The organism is Stenotrophomonas sp. HITSZ_GD, from assembly GCF_029543105.1.
Lineage (GTDB): Bacteria > Pseudomonadota > Gammaproteobacteria > Xanthomonadales > Xanthomonadaceae > Stenotrophomonas_A.
Window position 1 is genome coordinate 95426 of sequence record NZ_JARQXB010000012.1, and the last position, 16222, is coordinate 111647.

The 16222-nt window shown below is 70.1% G+C and carries 15 protein-coding genes; 12 read left to right on the forward strand and 3 right to left on the reverse strand.

Going from position 1 to position 16222, the window contains the following annotated elements:
* Window positions 1-4 precede the first annotated feature (4 nt).
* A complete protein-coding gene (locus P6166_RS12935) occupies window positions 5-3028 on the reverse strand; it encodes a glycoside hydrolase family 3 C-terminal domain-containing protein (RefSeq protein ID WP_345781876.1) in 3024 nt (1007 codons plus the stop codon).
* A 46-nt stretch (window positions 3029-3074) separates the two neighbouring features.
* Window positions 3075-4826 carry a M14 family metallopeptidase gene (locus tag P6166_RS12945; protein WP_277764866.1) on the reverse strand — a complete coding sequence of 584 codons (1752 nt, stop codon included), beginning with the start codon at window positions 4824-4826 and terminating at the stop codon, window positions 3075-3077.
* 133 nt (window positions 4827-4959) lie between these two features.
* On the opposite strand from P6166_RS12945, the gene P6166_RS12950 reads away from it, so the two are divergent.
* A complete protein-coding gene (locus tag P6166_RS12950; protein ID WP_277764867.1) occupies window positions 4960-6522 on the forward strand; it encodes an oligopeptide:H+ symporter in 1563 nt (520 codons plus the stop codon).
* Between the two features lie 15 nt (window positions 6523-6537).
* Window positions 6538-7149, forward strand: a complete 612-nt coding sequence (locus P6166_RS12955) for a rhomboid family intramembrane serine protease (RefSeq protein WP_277764868.1) — start codon at window positions 6538-6540, stop codon at window positions 7147-7149.
* A gap of 53 nt (window positions 7150-7202) precedes the next feature.
* On the opposite strand, the gene P6166_RS12960 is transcribed toward P6166_RS12955, so the two are convergent.
* On the reverse strand, window positions 7203-7400 hold the full coding sequence (locus P6166_RS12960) for a hypothetical protein (RefSeq protein WP_277764869.1): 198 nt from the start codon (window positions 7398-7400) through the stop codon (window positions 7203-7205).
* A 201-nt stretch (window positions 7401-7601) separates the two neighbouring features.
* On the opposite strand from P6166_RS12960, the gene P6166_RS12965 reads away from it, so the two are divergent.
* The 10 genes from P6166_RS12965 to P6166_RS13010 all read left to right on the forward strand — a co-directional run bounded on the left by P6166_RS12965 (window position 7602) and on the right by P6166_RS13010 (window position 16188).
* A complete protein-coding gene (locus tag P6166_RS12965; protein WP_277764870.1) occupies window positions 7602-7889 on the forward strand; it encodes a GNAT family N-acetyltransferase in 288 nt (95 codons plus the stop codon).
* Window positions 7890-7968: 79 nt separating this feature from the next.
* Entirely contained in the window at window positions 7969-8778 is an 810-nt protein-coding gene (locus P6166_RS12970; RefSeq protein WP_277764871.1) for a DUF3298 and DUF4163 domain-containing protein, read from the forward strand.
* A gap of 12 nt (window positions 8779-8790) precedes the next feature.
* Window positions 8791-9909, forward strand: a complete 1119-nt coding sequence (cfa, locus tag P6166_RS12975) for a cyclopropane fatty acyl phospholipid synthase (RefSeq protein ID WP_277764872.1) — start codon at window positions 8791-8793, stop codon at window positions 9907-9909.
* Window positions 9910-10186: 277 nt separating this feature from the next.
* Window positions 10187-10681 carry a MarR family transcriptional regulator gene (locus tag P6166_RS12980; RefSeq protein WP_277764873.1) on the forward strand — a complete coding sequence of 165 codons (495 nt, stop codon included), beginning with the start codon at window positions 10187-10189 and terminating at the stop codon, window positions 10679-10681.
* A 24-nt stretch (window positions 10682-10705) separates the two neighbouring features.
* A complete protein-coding gene (locus tag P6166_RS12985; RefSeq protein WP_277764874.1) occupies window positions 10706-12829 on the forward strand; it encodes an FUSC family protein in 2124 nt (707 codons plus the stop codon).
* The gene (locus P6166_RS12990) at window positions 12819-13016 is read left to right on the forward strand and encodes a DUF1656 domain-containing protein (protein ID WP_277764875.1); all 198 of its coding nucleotides are present in this window, start codon (window positions 12819-12821) and stop codon (window positions 13014-13016) included. Before P6166_RS12985 ends, P6166_RS12990 begins: the two co-directional genes overlap by 11 nt.
* A gap of 8 nt (window positions 13017-13024) precedes the next feature.
* On the forward strand, window positions 13025-14029 hold the full coding sequence (locus P6166_RS12995) for an HlyD family secretion protein (RefSeq protein WP_277764876.1): 1005 nt from the start codon (window positions 13025-13027) through the stop codon (window positions 14027-14029).
* 236 nt (window positions 14030-14265) lie between these two features.
* A complete protein-coding gene (locus tag P6166_RS13000) occupies window positions 14266-15156 on the forward strand; it encodes an ATP-binding cassette domain-containing protein (RefSeq protein WP_277764877.1) in 891 nt (296 codons plus the stop codon).
* Window positions 15153-15890 (forward strand): ABC transporter permease, encoded by a 738-nt coding sequence (locus P6166_RS13005; RefSeq protein WP_277764878.1) that lies wholly within the window; start codon window positions 15153-15155, stop codon window positions 15888-15890. The genes P6166_RS13000 and P6166_RS13005 overlap by 4 nt, the downstream gene beginning before the upstream one ends.
* A 160-nt stretch (window positions 15891-16050) precedes the next feature.
* Window positions 16051-16188: a hypothetical protein gene (locus P6166_RS13010; RefSeq protein WP_161809468.1), complete on the forward strand. Its 138-nt coding sequence runs from the start codon at window positions 16051-16053 to the stop codon at window positions 16186-16188.
* The last annotated feature ends 34 nt before the right edge of the window (window positions 16189-16222 follow it).

Sequence of the window (16222 nt, forward strand, 5' to 3'; positions counted from 1 at the left end):
CGGGTCAGGGTGCAGGCGCCGTGCACGCGCGTGCGTCGGGGCAGTCGATCGCCAGCGGGGTGGCCGGCAGTTCGAGCGTGGCCTGCGCGGACGGCGCATCGGCCGCCTGGGCCAACGTGACCTCGTAGCGCCCGGCGTCGATCTGCCAGCGCTGCGCGTCCACGTCGAAGCGGGCGAGGGTGCGCGGCTCCAGTTCGACCTCCAACCGACGCGTTTCGCCCGGCTGCAGGTCGACCCGGCGCCAGCCGCTCAGCCGCCACCGGTTCGCCGCCTCGCCCGGCAGGCGCACGTACAACTGCGGCACCGCCGCGCCGGCACGCGCGCCGGTATTGCGCACCTCGAAGCTGGCGAACACGCGCGCTCCCTGCTGGACCAGGCTCAGCTGGCCGAACGCGAAGGTGGTGTAGGACAGGCCATGGCCGAACGCGAACTGCGGGCGCAGGCCGCGCGCGTCGAACCACTTGTAGCCGACCTGCGCGCCCTCGATGTCGTAGTCGATGACATCGTCCGGCTTTTGCGCCGGCTGGAAGCCCAGGCCCGCGATGTGCGGCCGCGGCAGCTGCGATTCGTCCACCGGCCAGCTTACCGGGAGGTGGCCGGAAGGATTGGCCTGGCCGCTGAGCAGGTCGGCGATGGCCGGCCCGCCGCCGATGCCGGGGAACCACGCCTGCAGCACCGCCGGCACCTTCGACAGCCACGGCAGGCGCACCGGCCCGTTGGTCTCCAGCACGACCACGGTGCGCGGGTTGGCATCGGCCACCGCCTCGATCAGCGCGTCCTGCCCGTCGGGCAGCCGCATGTCCGGCAGGTCCACCGACTCGGCGGCCCACTGCGTGGCGAACACCACCGCTACCTGCGCATCGCGCGCCAGCCGCGCCGCGGCCGCCCGGTCCGTGCCGTCGGCGTAGTCGATGCGCGCGTGCGGGAAGCGTTCGCGCAAGGCCTGCAGCGGCGAGGAAGGATGGAACATCACCGGCCCCGGCCACTTCGTCGGCGCCAGGCCCGGCACCGCATTGGTGCCCAGCGCCGTCCAGCCCACCATCGAGGAACCGCCGCCGCCGATCACGCCCTTGTCGGCATGGCCGCCAATCACCGCGATGCGCTGCACGTCGGCCGCCAGCGGCAGCGCGTTGCGCTCGTTGCGCAGCAGCACGCTGCCTTCGGTGGCGACCTGGCGCGCGGCGCGCAGCCCGGCCTCGGCATCGATCGGCCCGCGCTGCGGCGGATGGTCGAACGCGCCGGTGGCGAAGAACGCGCGGGCGATGCGCCGCACCATGTCGTCCAGGCGCGCCTGCGGCACCACGCCGGCGGACACGGCCATGCGCAGCGGCGCATCGAAGTACACCGCCTTGTCGAACACCTCGCCGGCGGACTGCTGGTCCAGCCCGGCCAGCGCGGCCTTCGAGCCGCTGTGCACGCCGCCCCAATCGGACATCACGTAGCCCGGCCACCGCCACTGCTGCTTGAGGATGCGGTTGAGCAGTTCGTCGTGCTCGCAGCCGTAGGTGCCGTTGATGCGGTTGTAGGAACACATCACCGAGCCCGGCTCGCCGATGCCCAGCGCGATCTCGAACGCCAGCAGGTCCGATTCGCGCATCGCCTGCTCGCCGATCTTGGCGCTGTGGAAGTTGCGCGCGGTCTCCAGGTCGTTCATCGCGTAGTGCTTCATGGTCGAGACGACGTGCTCGGCCTGCACGCCGCGGATCGATTCGCCGACGATGCGCCCGGCCAGCAGCGGGTCCTCGCCGGCATACTCGAAGTTGCGTCCGTTGCGCGGGTCGCGCTGCAGGTTGACGCTGCCGGCCAGCAGCACGTTGAACCCCTGCTGCCAGCTCTCGCGGCCCATGGTGCGGCCGCCCTCGAAGGCGAGCTCGCGGTTCCACGAGGACGCCAGCGCGAGGTTGGACGGCATGGCGGTGGAAACGTCGCCGGCGCGCATGCCGCCCGGGTTGGTGACGCCCAGCCCGGCGTCGGCCAGTTGCTGGGCCGGGATGCCGAGCCGCTCGATCGCCGGTACATAACCCGCCGAGCCCAGCGACAGCGGCGGGCGCTTGTCGCCGATGCCGAAGTAGCTGCGGATCATCACGAACTTCTCGTCCTGCGTCATCGCCGCGACCAGCAGCGCGGCGCGGCGGTCCGGCGCCAGCGCGGGGTCGCGCCAGGGTTGCGCGGTGGCTTGCGGCGGCAGCGGGCGCAGCGTGGTCAGCACGCCGTAATGGTCCGAGGCGCGCACGCCGTCCTGGCGCTGCTGGAACAGGCGCTCGCTGGCCAGCACCTGGAAACGGCCACGCTGGGCGAACAGGTGGTCCACGCGCATCGGCGGTGCGCTGGCCGGATCGAGCGTGCTGTCGCTGGCGCGGTCGCGGCCCGGATGCACGGCGCGGTAGCCGTCGTCGAAGCCGGCGTTCAACGCGGCCAGCTCCGGCGCTTCGCTGCTGGCATTGAAATCGCCGGCGAGCAGTACCGGCACGCCGGCCGAATCCCGGTTCATCCATTCGAGCAGGTCGGCCAGCTGCTGCTGGCGCATCGTCGCGCCAGCGGCGGTGTGTTCCCAGAACAGGTGGGTGACGTACACGTCCAGCGCCTGGCCGCCGATGTCCAGCCGCACACGCGCGGCGGTGCGATGGTCTTCCAGCGGGCGCAGCCGCAGCTCGCCATCACCCAGCACGCGGTGGCGGGTGAGCAGCGCGTTGCCGTAGCGCATCGGGCTGCCGGCCGGATCGGTGCTCACGAAACGCCACTGGTAGCCGAGCGCGTCGGCCAGCCATTGCGCCTGGTTCTGCTGGCCTTCGCGCTGGATCACTTCCTGCAGCGCGATCACGTCCGGGCGCAGGCGCTGGAACGCCTCCAGGATCTGTACGCGGCGGCGCGGCCAGTCCTCGCGGTCGTGGTAGAGGTTGAGCGTCACCACGGTGAGCGGCTGCGCGGCCGCGGCCTGTGCGCTCTCCTGGGGCGGGGCGTCGGCGGCGGCGCCGAGCAGGGGCGAGAAGGCCAGCAGGCATCCAAGGAAATATGGAAACGTTTTCATCGGCGGGCGTGCGATCGCTTTGGGAAGGGAAGGAGAAAATCGGGAATCAGTGCAGCGGCTGCGCGCTGCGCATCACCGGGTAGAGGCGGTAGCGCTCGTCCCAGCTGGGGTGGCGGCGGTAGAAGAAGTCCAGGCGCGCGCGCGGGTCGGCGGCGAAGGCCGCGTCCTCGCGCAGGCGGCGTTCGAATTCGGCCTTCAGCGCGGGATCGCCGGCCAGCATCTGCTCGGCGACGTCCTCGGCCACATAGGCCTCCATGTATTCCTTGCGCTCGAAGGCGTTGTTGAACTCGCCCCACTGCAGCAGCGAATCCGGCGCCTGCGGTTCGAGCAGCGCCATCACCAGGCGGGCCTGCGGCTGGGCGATGGGCACGAACAGCGCGCCGGCGCCGACCGGGCGCGATTCGTCCTGCCATTGGCCCTGCACGCTCAAGCGCTGGTGGCCTTCCACCGATTGCGCGGAAAACTCGGCTGCATCAGCGCGGAAGGTCTCCAGCGGCAGCGTGCCCTGCTCGCCGAGCACCTGGAACGCGATGCCGTGCACGCGCAGCTTCTCGCCGACCCATGCCGCGTGCGCGGCGGGGACCACGTAGCCGCCGCGCGGCGCGGTGACCACCACGCTGGGTTGGATGTCATCGCGCAACGGGATGCGCCAGACCTGCGGGGTACGCTCGTCATAGCGCGTCATCAGCGCGCCGGACACCGGCGAGGGCGTGCGCGTGTAGGCGTAGCCACGGAACGCCACCGTGCGTGCCTTGTCGGTGGCCTTGTAGTCCAGCGCCACCGGCTGGCCGGCGAGGTCGCGGCGGTCGGCCGCGTCGGCATCGGCGCGCCACTGCGTGCCCTGGCGCGCGGCCTGCTGCAACACCGACACGATGGTGTTGCGCATGATCCGCACGCGCTGCGGGTACGGCTTCCACGAATGCGTTTCGACCAGCATGCCGAAGCGGTTGCGCAGCTGGAAATAGCCGTGCGAGAAGCGCGGCGGCGGCACGCCGTCCTCGAAGCCGGAGGCCGGGTCGTCGTCCACCACGAAGGAGGGGTAATAGGGCAGGGGCAGCGAGCCCTGGCGCTTGAGATCGGCCAGCACGCCATCGCGCAGCCGCCGGCCGTCGCCGGCCAGGCGCGCGTCGCCGGCGTGCACCGGCTCGACCTGCACCGAGACGTCGTGCTCGAACTGCGCTCCGTCGGTGGCGTGCAGGTCCACGTACAGCAGCGGGTCCCACTGCTGCACCAGGCGCAGCATCGCCTGCATCTCCGGCGCGTCGGCCTTGACGTAGTCGCGGTTGAGGTTGAGGTTCTGCGCGGTGACGCGCCAGCCCATCTCGCGCGGGCCGCGCTGGTTGGGGCGGTTCCAGGCGCCGAAGCGCTCGTGGCCATCCACGTTGAACACCGGCACGAACAGCCACACCACCTTGTCCAGCGTGCCGCGGGCGGCCTGCCCGTCCAGCAGTTCGCGCAGGGCGAGGAAGCCGGCGTCCTTGCCGTCGATCTCGCCGGCGTGGATGCCGCCCTGGATCAGCACGACGGGCAACTGCCGGGCGGCGACGGTGGCCGGGTCGAGCGCGCCGGCGGTGGAGATGGCCAGCGCCTGCATCGGCCGGCCCTCCGGCGTGGTGCCGAACTGCAGGCAGCGCACCGCCGCGGGATAGCGCGCGGCGAAGGCCTCGCACAGCGCGATCACCTCCTCGTAGCGGCCGGTGTCCTGGAACCCGCTGCGCTCGGACACCGTGGTCAGCGCGGGCGACGCCGCCGTGGCCGAGCAGGCGAGGGCGCAGAGCAGCAGGGCGGACAGACGCATCCACAGCTTCCGTGGGGGGAGGAGACCGATGAGCCTAAGTGATGCGGCGCCAGGGGCCAAGCTGCACTGCGGCGAGTGGGGCAGCGCGCGGCGCGATCGGTTAGGCTTGGGGTTTGTCCTGCAGAACTTCCCGATGACGACCTCTTCCCCGGCCGCCACCGCGACGGCGCGCATGCCGCGCCAGATTCCCTTCATCATCGGCAACGAGGCGTGCGAGCGCTTCAGCTTCTACGGGATGCGCAACATCCTGGTGCAGTTCCTGATCACCTCGCTGTTGTTGCAGGAGGTGACCGCGCCCGGCCGCGAGGCCGAGGCCAAGCACATCATGCACAGCTTCATGATCGGGGTGTACTTCTTCCCGCTGCTCGGCGGCTGGCTGGCCGACCGCTTCTTCGGCAAGTACAACACCATCCTGTGGTTCAGCCTGGTCTACTGCGCCGGCCACGCCTGCCTGGCGCTGTTCGAGGGCGACCGCAACGGCTTCTTCCTGGGCCTGGGCCTGATCGCGCTGGGCGCGGGCGGTATCAAGCCGCTGGTGGCCTCCTTCATGGGCGACCAGTTCGACCAGTCGAACAAGCAGCTGGCCAAGGTCGCCTTCGACGCCTTCTACTGGATCATCAATTTCGGCTCGCTGTTCGCCTCGCTGCTGATCCCGCTGGCGCTGAAGCATCTCGGCCCGGCGTGGGCGTTCGGCATCCCGGGCCTGCTGATGTTCGTGGCCACCGTGGTGTTCTGGTCCGGCCGCCATCGCTATGTGCGCGTGCCGCTGCCGCCGAAGGACCCGCATTCGTTCGCCCACGTCGTGCGCACCGCGCTGCTGGCCAGGGCGTCGGGGCAAGGGCGTCCGGGCCTGGTGCTGGCCTCGCTTTCCGTGCTGCTGGCGCTGGCCAGCTTCGGCTTCGTGGAGACGCTCGGCATCGTGATCTGTTTGTGCCTGGCGATGGTGCTGCTGCTGGCCGGCATCGGCGGCGGCACCTGGTGGCAGCTGGAACGCGCGCGCGGCGTGCATCCGGACAACGCCGTCGATGGCGCGCGCGCGGTGCTGCGGGTGCTGGTGATCTTCGCGCTGGTCACCCCGTTCTTCTCGCTGTTCGACCAGAAGGCGTCCACCTGGGTGCTGCAGGGCCGCGAGATGGTGATGCCGTCGTGGTTCACCGCATCGCAGATGCAGGCGCTGAACCCGGCGCTGGTGATGATCCTGATCCCGTTCAACAACCTGGTGCTGTACCCGCTGCTGCGCCGGCTGGGGTACGAACCCACCGCGCTGCGCCGCATGACCGCCGGCATCGCCTTCAGTGGCCTGGCCTGGGTGGTGGTCGGTGGGATCCAGGTGCTCATGGACGGTGGCGATGCCATGCACATCGCCTGGCAGATCCTGCCGTATGCGCTGCTCACCTTCGGCGAGGTGCTGGTCTCGGCCACCGGCCTGGAGTTCGCCTACAGCCAGGCGCCGGCCTCGATGAAGGGCGTGGTGATGAGCTTCTGGAACCTCACCACCACGGTCGGCAACCTGTGGGTGCTGCTGTCCAACGTGGCGGTGCGCAACGATACGGTGACCGGCCACATCGCCGGCACCGGCCTGAGCGAGACCGCGTTCCTGATGTTCTTCTTCGCCGGCTTCGCGTTCCTCGCCGCACTGGCCTTCGGCCTGTACGCGCGGCGCTACCGCGTGGTCGACCATTACCGCCTTGCCTGATCCCCGAGCCCGTCGATGATCACCCTGATCCTGATCGCCATCACCGCCATCGTTTCGTGGATGGCGTTCACCAACCGCAAGCTCGCCGACCGCCTGGTGCTGTGGCCGCCGGCCATCGACCGCCGCCGCGAGTACGACCGGCTGGTGACCTACGGCTTCGTGCACGCGGACTGGATGCACCTGCTGTTCAACATGCTCACGCTGTATTTCTTCGGGCGCTGGATCGAGCGGGCGATGGTGCAGGTCACCGGCACGTGGCTGACCTATCCGCTGTTCTACCTGGCCGCGCTGGTGGTCTCGATCCTGCCGAGCTACCTGAAGAACCAGAAGAACCCGAACTACATCAGCCTGGGCGCGTCGGGCGCGGTGTCGGCGGTGCTGTTCGCCTACATCCTGATCGACCCGTGGACCCGGCTGTACCTGTTCTTCATCCCGATTCCGATCCCGGCGATCTTCTACGCCGTGTTCTATGTCGGCTACAGCATCTGGATGGACCGGCGCGGCGGCGATCGCATCAACCACAGCGCGCACCTGGCCGGCGCCGCCTTCGGCGTGCTGTTCATGGTGGCGATGGCGCCGGGCCTGGTGCCGGCATTCCTCGCGCAGCTCTCCGGCGGCGCGGGCTGAAGGGTGGGGGAACCGCCCGCCCCGAAGCGCGGACGGCCCCCCCTTGAGCGAACTCAGGCCGCGGTGCGGCGGAACATCACGCTGGTCTTGCCGTCGGTGGCCGCATAGGCATCGAGCAGGCGTCCATAGACTTCGTGGGTCAACTGCTCGAACTCGCTACCGCCCGTGTGGCCGCTGACGACGAGCTGGAACAGGCCTTCCAGCAGGGAGCTGTCCGCGTCGCGCTGCGACGGGGTGGGGTCGATGCTCATGGCCTACCTCTCCTTCGGTGTTTGTGACGGAAGCCGCAAATCCCGTGCCAACCTTTTCGGGGCGTCCGCAGGCGGTATCGGCCGCGCGCGCGGCGACTTGAGGGCCGAAAGTGACGCGATGCGTCCGCTTCGCGCCGCAGGCTTCACGCCGGGGTCGCGCCGGCTTGGCGACAATGCCGCCCGATGCCAGGGGGATCGCGCATGAACGAAGCAGCCGGGCCGGCCATCCGCCACGACGTGGCGGGGCAGCGGTTCGTGGTCGATATCGACGGCCACCAGGGCGTACTGGAATACACGTTGGCCGACGGGGTGATGCGCCTGGTGCATACCGGCGTGCCGGCGGCGATCGGCGGGCGCGGCGTGGCGGGCGATCTGGTCCGAAACGCGCTGGATTTCGCCCGCGCCAAGGGCTACAAGGTGCGCCCGGAGTGCGCCTACGCAGCGGCGTGGATGCAGCGCCACCCGGCGCAGCAGGATCTGCTCGCCTGAGCGGGCAGGCTTTCATGGAATCAAGGAGTCGAGGATGAAGCGGTTGGGTGCAGTGGGGGCAGGGAAGTGGATGGGCGCCATGGCCCTGGTGGCGGCGCTGGCCGCATGCCAGCGCGAACCGGCCGCGCCGCCGGCGGCGGACACGCCCGCGCCGGTGATGGACAACGCCCCCGCGGCCGACGCGCCGGCGACCGCGCCGGCATCGGGTCCGCTGAAGGACGTCATCGAACACGACCCGCGCTACGTGGTGGGCATCAGTTATCCGCAGGGGCTGGACCGCTATCCCGGGCTCGCCGATGCCGTGCGCCGCTACGGCGAGGACGCGCGCGCGGAGCTGATGCAGGCCGTGGACGGCCTGGGCAACGACAAGCCCACCGCGCCCTACGAGTTGTCGCTGGCGTTCCAGCAGGTGCTCGACACGCCCACCGTGGTGGCCGTGGCCGCCGATGGCAGCCGCTATACCGGCGGCGCGCACGGCGAACCGCTGGTGGCGCGTTTCGTCTGGCTGCCCGGGCGCAACGAACTGCTGACGGCCGCCAAGCTCATCCCGAACGCGGCCGGCTGGGGCACGGTGGGCCAGTACGTCGCCGCGCGCCTGCACGAGGCCGCGCAGCAGCGCACGGTGGCCGACAAGCTCGCCCCGCCGGACGCCGAGGCGCTGCTGAAGAACGCCGACAAGATGATCGGCGAGGGCACCGGCGCCGAGGCGGCCAACTTCGAGCATTTCGTGCCGATCCTGGACGGTTCGGGCAAGATCGCCGCGCTGCGCTTCGTGTTCCCGCCCTACCAGGTGGGTCCGTACTCCGACGGTACGCAGAGCGCGGACGTCCCGGCCGCGGTGCTGCGCCCGCTGGTCGCCCCCGAATACACCGAGTTGTTCGCCCCGTAAGCCGGAGCCGCCATGCCCGAGCGCCTGCGCAACCGAGTCGAGACCCTGCTCGCCGAGGCGGGGGTGGAGGTGGGCGGGCAGCGCCCGCAGGACATCCAGGTCCATGACCCGCACTGGTACGCGCGCGTGCTCGCCCAGGGCTCGCTCGGCCTGGGCGAGAGCTACATGGATGGCTGGTGGGACGCCAACGCGCTGGACGTGTTCCTGCTGCACCTGATGCGCGCGCGGCTGGACGAGCGCGTGCATGGCTGGGGCGAGATCGGCGACGCGCTGCGCGCGCGGCTGTTCAACCTGCAGGCCGGCGGCGGCAGCTACGAGGTCGGCCGCCGCCATTACGACCTGGGCAACGACCTCTACCAGGCCATGCTCGGCCAGCGGCTGGTGTACAGCTGCGGCTACTGGGCACAGGCGCAGGACCTGGATGCCGCGCAGGAGGCCAAGCTCGACCTGATCTGCCGCAAGCTTGGCCTGCGGGCCGGCCAGCGCGTGCTGGACATCGGCTGCGGCTGGGGCGAAGCGCTGAAGTTCGCCGCCGAGCGCTACGGCGTGAGCGGCGTGGGCGTCACCATTTCCGCCGAGCAGGCCGAATTCGCGCGCCGCCTGTGCGCGGGGCTGCCGATCGACATCCGTCTGCAGGACTACCGCGAGCTGGACGAGCCGTTCGATGCGGTGTTCTCCGTCGGCATGTTCGAGCATGTCGGCGACAAGAACTACCCGGGCTATTTCGAGGTGGCGCGGCGCTGCCTGCGTCCGCAGGGCCTGTTCCTGCTGCACACCATCGGCACCAACGTGAGCCGCCACCGTACCGACCCGTGGATCGCGCGCTACATCTTCCCCAACTCGATGCTGCCATCGGCGCGGCAGATCGCCGAGGCCAGCGAAGGGCTGTTCGTCATCGAGGACTGGCACAACTTCGGCGCCGACTACGACCGCACGCTGCAGGCCTGGCGGGCCAACGTGGAAGCTGCCTGGCCGCGGCTGGACGGCACGCGCTACGACGAGCGCTTCCGCCGCATGTGGCGCTTCTACCTGGCCGGCTCGATGGCCAGCTTCCGCTGCCGGCATGCCCAGCTGTGGCAACTGGTGCTCTCGCCGGAAGGCGTGCCGGGCGGGTACCGCGCGCCGCGGTAGGCTGGCGGTGCGCCAAACGCATCCAACGCCCGCGCAACGGTTCCCCGAACCGTACTAGCGGCTTCCGCCGAGACCGGAATCATCCAGTTTCAAGGCGTTGCCCGTGCCATGGGCGCGTTCGTGGCGGATTTTTAGCGCGTCGCGGCTGAAGCCGCTCCTACAAGGAAGAAGAAGGCACCCAGTCGAACCAGCACCGTTCCGCCTGCGGAACAGCTTAATTCACAAAAATATAGTTCAGAAGTGTATTATATGGGCCTGGCCTAAACCCGAGCCTCCCATGAGCAGCTTCGAACCCGTCGAACGGCGCCTGGCCGTGACCTGTGAGCGCTATCCCGCGTTCCCGCGCGAGCCGGCGGTGCTGGTGCGCCTGATCAAGCACCTCTACAAGCGCATCCACGCCAACGCCAACGGCCTGCTCAAGCCCTACGGCATCACCCATCCCGAGTACGACGTGCTGATGATGATGTACGGCACGCCAGACCAATCGCTGACCCCCAGCGAGGTGGCCGAGGCCGCCGGCGAGAAATCCGCCAACGTCACCCGCCTTACCGACCAGCTCTGCGAGAAGGGGCTGATCAGCCGTGCCAGCCACGAGGAGGACCGCCGCAAGGTCACCCTTACGCTGGAGCCGGCCGGCGTGGCGCTGATCGAACGCATGCTGCCCGGCATCTGCGTGCTGCTCGACAACGAGGTCGGCGGGTTGGGCGAGACCGAACAGCTGCGGCTGGAGAAGCTGCTGAAGAAGATGCTCGACAGCATGGAAAGGCTGTAACACCCCCCTCCCAGGCAAGACGCGATGTCCACCGTTTCCCTCCCATCGGCCGCTGCACGGCGCGAGGCGCTTTGGCAATTCCTCCGCGAGGAGGGCGATGCCTGGCTGTTCATCGCGCGCACCGCGCTGTCGTACTTCATCGCGCTGTGGCTGGCGATGCGACTGCAGCTGCCTTCGCCCAACACCGCGGCGATGACCACCATCATCGTCATGCACCGCCAGTCCGGCATGGTGCTGGCCAAGAGCTTCTACCGCGTGTTCGGCACCCTGGCCGGCGCGGCGGCCGCGCTGCTCATCGTCGGGGCGTTCCCGCAGCAGCGCGTGCTGTTCCTCGGCGCGATGGCGCTGTGGGTGGGGTTGTGCGCGGGCGGCGCCACGCTGTACCGCAACTTCAAGTCCTATGCTTTCGTGCTGGCCGGCTACACGGCCGCGATCATCGCCCTGCCGGTGATCGACGCCCCCGGCGGCGTGTTCGAATCGGCGATGTACCGCATCACCGAACTGATGCTCGGCCTGCTGGTAAGCGCCGTGGTCAACGACGTGGTGTTCCCGGTACGCGTGCGCGACACGCTGCGCCAGACTGCGCGCCTGCAGTACGACCATTTCATCGGCTTCATGCGCGGCAGCACCGGCGGGGCGATCCCGCGTGAGGACATGGAGAAGGCGCACCTGCGGTTCGTGCGCGATGCGGTCACGCTGGAAGACCTGCGCAGCTCGGTGATCTTCGAGGACCCGCAGGCGCGTGCGCGCAGCGCGCACATGGAGCTGGCCAACCAGCGCTTCATGGCGGTGTCCACCAGCTTCCAGTCCTTGCACCACCTGCTCAACCGCCTGCAGCGCAACGGCGGCGAAGCGGTGGCCGCGGCGATCATCGGCCTGTACCGCCCGCTTGGCGAGGCGCTGGCCGATGCCACGCCCTCGCGCGCGCTGCTGGATCGCCTGCGCCGTGCGCGCCACGCGATGCCGGCGCAGGCGGCGGTGCTCGGCGCCGCACTGGAGGCGGCGCGCGCGGAAGACTTCGAGGTGGGCGCGGGCCTGGTGCAGCGCTTCGCCCAGGAGCTGGAGCTGTACGTGATCTCGCAGCTGGACATGCGCGGCGATCGCATTCCCGGCAACGTGGTGGAGCGCGCGCGCTTCCTGCGCGGCAACGACTTCGCCGGCGCCGCGCTGGCCACCGTGCGCACCGTCGCCACGATGGGGCTGCTGGCCCTGTTCTGGATCGGCTCGGCCTGGCCGGCCGGCGCCAACGCGATGCTGCTGGCGACGATCTTCTCCGGCCTGTTCGCCACCGCGCCCGGCCCGGTGCGGGTGACGATCAAGGTGGCCTTCGGTTACCTCGGCGGCATGGTGGCCGGCTTCGTGTGCGTGTTCTTCGTGCTCACCCGCGTCGACGGCTTCCCGCTGCTGGTGGCCAGCGTGCTGCCCTTTCTGATGATCGGCGGCTACCTGTTCACCCGCCCGGCGCTCTCGCTCTACGGGCTGGGCGGCAGCATGGGGCTGGCCTACATCCTGTCGATCACCAACCCGATGGTGTTCAACCCGGTGCACTTCATCAACGACGGCGTCGCGCAGATGCTGGGCCTGGGCGCGGTGGTGCTGATGTTCGGCCTGGTGCCGCCGGCGATCGGCAGCGCGTGGCTGCGCCGCCGCCAGCTGGCCGCGCTGCGCGGGCAGGTCGCGCTGGCGGCCGAAGCGCCGCTGCCGGGCCTGCGTTATCGCTTCGAGAGCGTGAACCGCGACCTGTTCCACCAGATCGTCACCCAGACCGTGGCCGGCAGCGACGAGTCGCGCCGCTTGCTGTCGTGGGCGCTGGCCGTGCACGAAACCGGCCGGGCGATCATCGAGTTACGGCACGACCACCGCGAGCAGCCGCTCTCTCCGCGGATGGAAGCTGCCGCCGAGGCCGCGGTCAACGCGCTGGGCCGCTTCTTCGAACACCCGTCCACGGCCGCCTACCAGGCCGCGCTCGACGCGGTGGATGCCGCGCTCGCCTGCGCGCGCGCCACGCCGGGCGAAAGCGTCGCGCTGCCGTTCGTGCGCGAACACCTGCACCTGATCCGCCTGGCCCTGGTCGACGACCAGTCGGTCATGGCGCGCTACATGCCCGCCGCCGCGGCGGGCGCGGAGACCTCGACCGATGCCTCGTGAAATCGCCCTCGGCGGCACCCTGGTGCCGACCCTGCTGATCCTGTTCGTCGCCATGCTGGCGGTGTTCTGGGGCCTGGACTGGGTCGCCGGCCGCTACCAGCTGTATCGCCACGTCTGGCATCCCTCGCTGTTCCGCATCGCCGTGTTCCTCGTCCTGTTCAGCAGCGTCGCGCTGCTCCTGCTGTGAGTCCCGCCATGAATCCCCGCCTGATGTCGCTGATGCGTTTCTGCCTGACCACCGTGGTCGTCCTGCTCGCCGTGCTGGTGGGCGTGCTGCTGTGGAAGCACTACATGTACTCGCCATGGACCCGCGACGGCCGCGTGCGCGCCGAAGTGGTGCGCGTGGCGCCGGACGTCGCCGGGCTGGTCACCGAGGTGGCGGTGAAGGACAACCAGCAGGTGCGCAAGGGCCAGCTGCTGTTCGTGATCGACCAGAGCCGCTACCGCTTCGAGCTGGACAAGGCGCAGGCCAACCTCGCCGCCGCGCAGGCCGCCGCGCGTGCCGCCGGCGCGAGCATCCAGGCCGCCGGGGCCAGCGCCGCCGAGCAGGCGGCCAACCTGGTCAAGTACCAGACCCAGTATGAGCGCCGCCAGCGCATCCAGGGCAGCCTGATTTCCGAGGAGGCGCGCAGCGACGCACTGGCCGCCGCCAACGCCGCGCGCGCCGGCGTCGCCCAGGCGCACGCCAGCCAGCGCCAGGCCACCGCCGCGCAGCAGGAAGCCGCCGCCGCCGTGGCGCAGGCGCAGGTGGCGCTGGCCGCCGCCGCGCTGAACCTGGCGCGCACCGAGGTGCGTGCGCCGGTGGATGGCTACGTCACCAACCTGGACGTGCGTACCGGCGATTACGCCAACGCCGGCGCCGCGCGCGTGGCGGTGATCGACCAGCATTCGTTCTGGATTTACGGCTACTTCGAGGAGACCAAGTTGCCGGCGCTGCATGTGGGCGATCCGGTCGAGGTGCGGCTGATGAGCGGCGGCACCGAACTGCAGGGCACCATCGAGAGCGTGGCGCACGGCATCACCGATGCCGACAACCCGGCCGGCGGCGACCTGCTCGCCAACGTCGACCCGACCTTCAACTGGGTGCGCTTGGCGCAGCGTATTCCGGTGCGCGTGCACATCGATGCCGACCACCTGCCGCAGGGCACGGTACTGGCGGCGGGCATGACCGCCACCGTGGTGGTGCATCCGCGCGGCTGAGGCGCATGGCGTGACCTCGGTCACGTATCGCGCCTGGCACGGGCGCTTCCGTCAACGCAACGCGAGGCCGGGGCGTTGACAGTTTTCCGCGCGGGCCGCTATGGTGCCCGCGCCATCACGGTTGGCCCGCAAGGGACGGAATGCTGGGGAGCATTCCGCCGTGATGAAGAAAACGCTTGTAATGGGGAAAAGGACATGCAGACCTCAAGGATGGGGGCGCGGCCATGACCGCGGCCATGATTCAGACCGTGGGCTTGAGTCACGCCTACAGTGCACATGCCGGTGTGTGGGATCTCGACCTGACCGTGCCGGCCGGCGCGATCTACGCGTTCCTCGGCCCGAACGGCGCGGGCAAGACCACCACGATTCGCTTGCTGCTGGGCCTGCTGCGCGCCACGCGCGGGCAGATCCTCATCGACGGCGCGCCGCGCGCCGCCGACCCGCGCGCGGTGCCGCACATCGGCTCGATGGTGGAAGGGCCGTCGCTGTATCCGCACCTCACCGGCCGCGAGAACCTGCGCATCACCGCGCTGCTGCTCGGCCGCCCGCGCGGCGAGATCGACGACGCGCTGCGCACCGTGGGCCTGCTCGATGCCGCCGACCGCCTGGTGCGCCAATATTCGCTGGGCATGCGCCAGCGCCTGGGCCTGGCGCTGGCGCTGCTGGGCCGGCCCCGCCTGCTGATCCTCGATGAGCCCAGCAACGGGCTCGACCCGCCCGGCATGGCGGACATGCGTGCACTGATGCGCGAGCTGGTGCGCGAGCACGGCATGACCTTGTTCCTGTCCAGCCACCTGCTCGACGATGTCGAGAAGGTCGCCACGCATGTCGGGCTGCTGCACAAGGGCAGGCTGCTGGCACAAGGCGAGCTGGCCGCGCTGCGCGAACGCCGCCTGCGGGTGGAATGCGGCGATCCCGCCCGCGCGGCCGCGCTGCTGGCACAAGCGGGGCACGCGGCGGCGGTGGAGGCCGAAGGCGTCCTGCGGGTCGACGCGCAGGCCAGCGAGGCCGCGCACATCAACCGCTTGCTGGTGACCGCCGGCATCGACGTGCACGCGCTCGGCGCACGGCACGACAGCCTGGAGCGCTTCTTCGCGCTGGCGACGGGCAAGGAGGGCGGCGCATGAACCGTTGGATCGACTGCGTGCGCGCCGAGCACGCCAAACTCAAGCGCACCTTCGCCCGGGGCATGGCGATCGCCGCGCCCGTGTGCGCGGTACTGCTGAGCCTGTTCGTGCTGGCCAACCTGGACGTGCTGGCCGCTTCCAAGGGCATCGCGCGCTGGGAGGCCTACCTGGATTCGCTGTTGCGCATCTGGGCGAGCTTCGTGCTGCCGATCATGGCGACGCTGCAGGCGGTGCTGATCGCGCAGCTCGAACACGGCAACCGACAGTGGAAATACCTGCTCGCGCTGCCGGTGTCGCGTGCGTCGCTGTACGTGGCCAAGAGCGTCAACCTGTTCGCGCTGCTGCTGCTGGGCCACGTGGTGCTGTGGCTCGCGGCGATGGCGGCCTGCGCGGCGTTCGGGTTGGCGCCCGATGCCTTGGGCGCGGCGGGCGGCTTCCTCGCCGGCCGGCTGGGGGGGACGTTCGTGGCCGCGCTGGTGCTGGCTGCGGTGCAGTTGCTGGTGGCGGTCCGGCTGGAAAGTTTCGTGGCCGCCATCGCGGTCGGGCTGGTCGCCACGCTCGTGGCCTTGCTGGGCGCCAGCACGCTGGGCCATGCGGCGGGCTATTACCCCTGGTCGATGCCCATGCACGCCTTGCAGGTGCCGCAGGCGGCGTGGTGGATAGGCGTGCTGGCCGCCACCGTCGTCGTGACGGCGTTGGGCGCGCAGTGGCTCAGGCGCATGCAGGTCCACTGAGGTTTTTGCGGAGGCGCCCTGCATCCGCACGCAGTCTCCACGTCGCGCAGCTCGGCCTCCCCGGCCGCCATGCCTGCGCCCGTGTTCCCGGATTGGGCGCATGACGTGCCCGATAGCCAGGCGAAAAGCGCCTGGTTCCATTGCTAGAAAAGGAGTTTTTATGCGCAAGCTCACTGCCAAGGAAATCGTCGAAGTCAGCGGCGGCCGTGCCGCCGGTTGCGGTCCGTCGCTGGGCGGCTTCCTGTGGTACCTGATGACCGATTGCATCCTGTGCGACGGCGGCACCCAGGTCTGTTGATGCAGGCCGGCTGATGCCGGGGCCATGCCCGGGG

Excerpts from the sequence above, each read along its gene's own strand:
- P6166_RS12935 (WP_345781876.1), bottom strand. The coding sequence starts at position 3,028 with ATGAAAACGTTTCCATATTTCCTTGGATGCCTGCTGGCCTTCTCGCCC.
- P6166_RS12945 (WP_277764866.1), bottom strand. The coding sequence starts at position 4,826 with ATGCGTCTGTCCGCCCTGCTGCTCTGCGCCCTCGCCTGCTCGGCCACG.
- P6166_RS12950 (WP_277764867.1), top strand. The coding sequence starts at position 4,960 with ATGACGACCTCTTCCCCGGCCGCCACCGCGACGGCGCGCATGCCGCGC.
- P6166_RS12955 (WP_277764868.1), top strand. The coding sequence starts at position 6,538 with ATGATCACCCTGATCCTGATCGCCATCACCGCCATCGTTTCGTGGATG.
- P6166_RS12960 (WP_277764869.1), bottom strand. The coding sequence starts at position 7,400 with ATGAGCATCGACCCCACCCCGTCGCAGCGCGACGCGGACAGCTCCCTG.
- P6166_RS12965 (WP_277764870.1), top strand. The coding sequence starts at position 7,602 with ATGAACGAAGCAGCCGGGCCGGCCATCCGCCACGACGTGGCGGGGCAG.
- P6166_RS12970 (WP_277764871.1), top strand. The coding sequence starts at position 7,969 with ATGGCCCTGGTGGCGGCGCTGGCCGCATGCCAGCGCGAACCGGCCGCG.
- cfa (WP_277764872.1), top strand. The coding sequence starts at position 8,791 with ATGCCCGAGCGCCTGCGCAACCGAGTCGAGACCCTGCTCGCCGAGGCG.
- P6166_RS12980 (WP_277764873.1), top strand. The coding sequence starts at position 10,187 with ATGAGCAGCTTCGAACCCGTCGAACGGCGCCTGGCCGTGACCTGTGAG.
- P6166_RS12985 (WP_277764874.1), top strand. The coding sequence starts at position 10,706 with ATGTCCACCGTTTCCCTCCCATCGGCCGCTGCACGGCGCGAGGCGCTT.
- P6166_RS12990 (WP_277764875.1), top strand. The coding sequence starts at position 12,819 with ATGCCTCGTGAAATCGCCCTCGGCGGCACCCTGGTGCCGACCCTGCTG.
- P6166_RS12995 (WP_277764876.1), top strand. The coding sequence starts at position 13,025 with ATGAATCCCCGCCTGATGTCGCTGATGCGTTTCTGCCTGACCACCGTG.
- P6166_RS13000 (WP_277764877.1), top strand. The coding sequence starts at position 14,266 with ATGATTCAGACCGTGGGCTTGAGTCACGCCTACAGTGCACATGCCGGT.
- P6166_RS13005 (WP_277764878.1), top strand. The coding sequence starts at position 15,153 with ATGAACCGTTGGATCGACTGCGTGCGCGCCGAGCACGCCAAACTCAAG.
- P6166_RS13010 (WP_161809468.1), top strand. The coding sequence starts at position 16,051 with ATGCGCAAGCTCACTGCCAAGGAAATCGTCGAAGTCAGCGGCGGCCGT.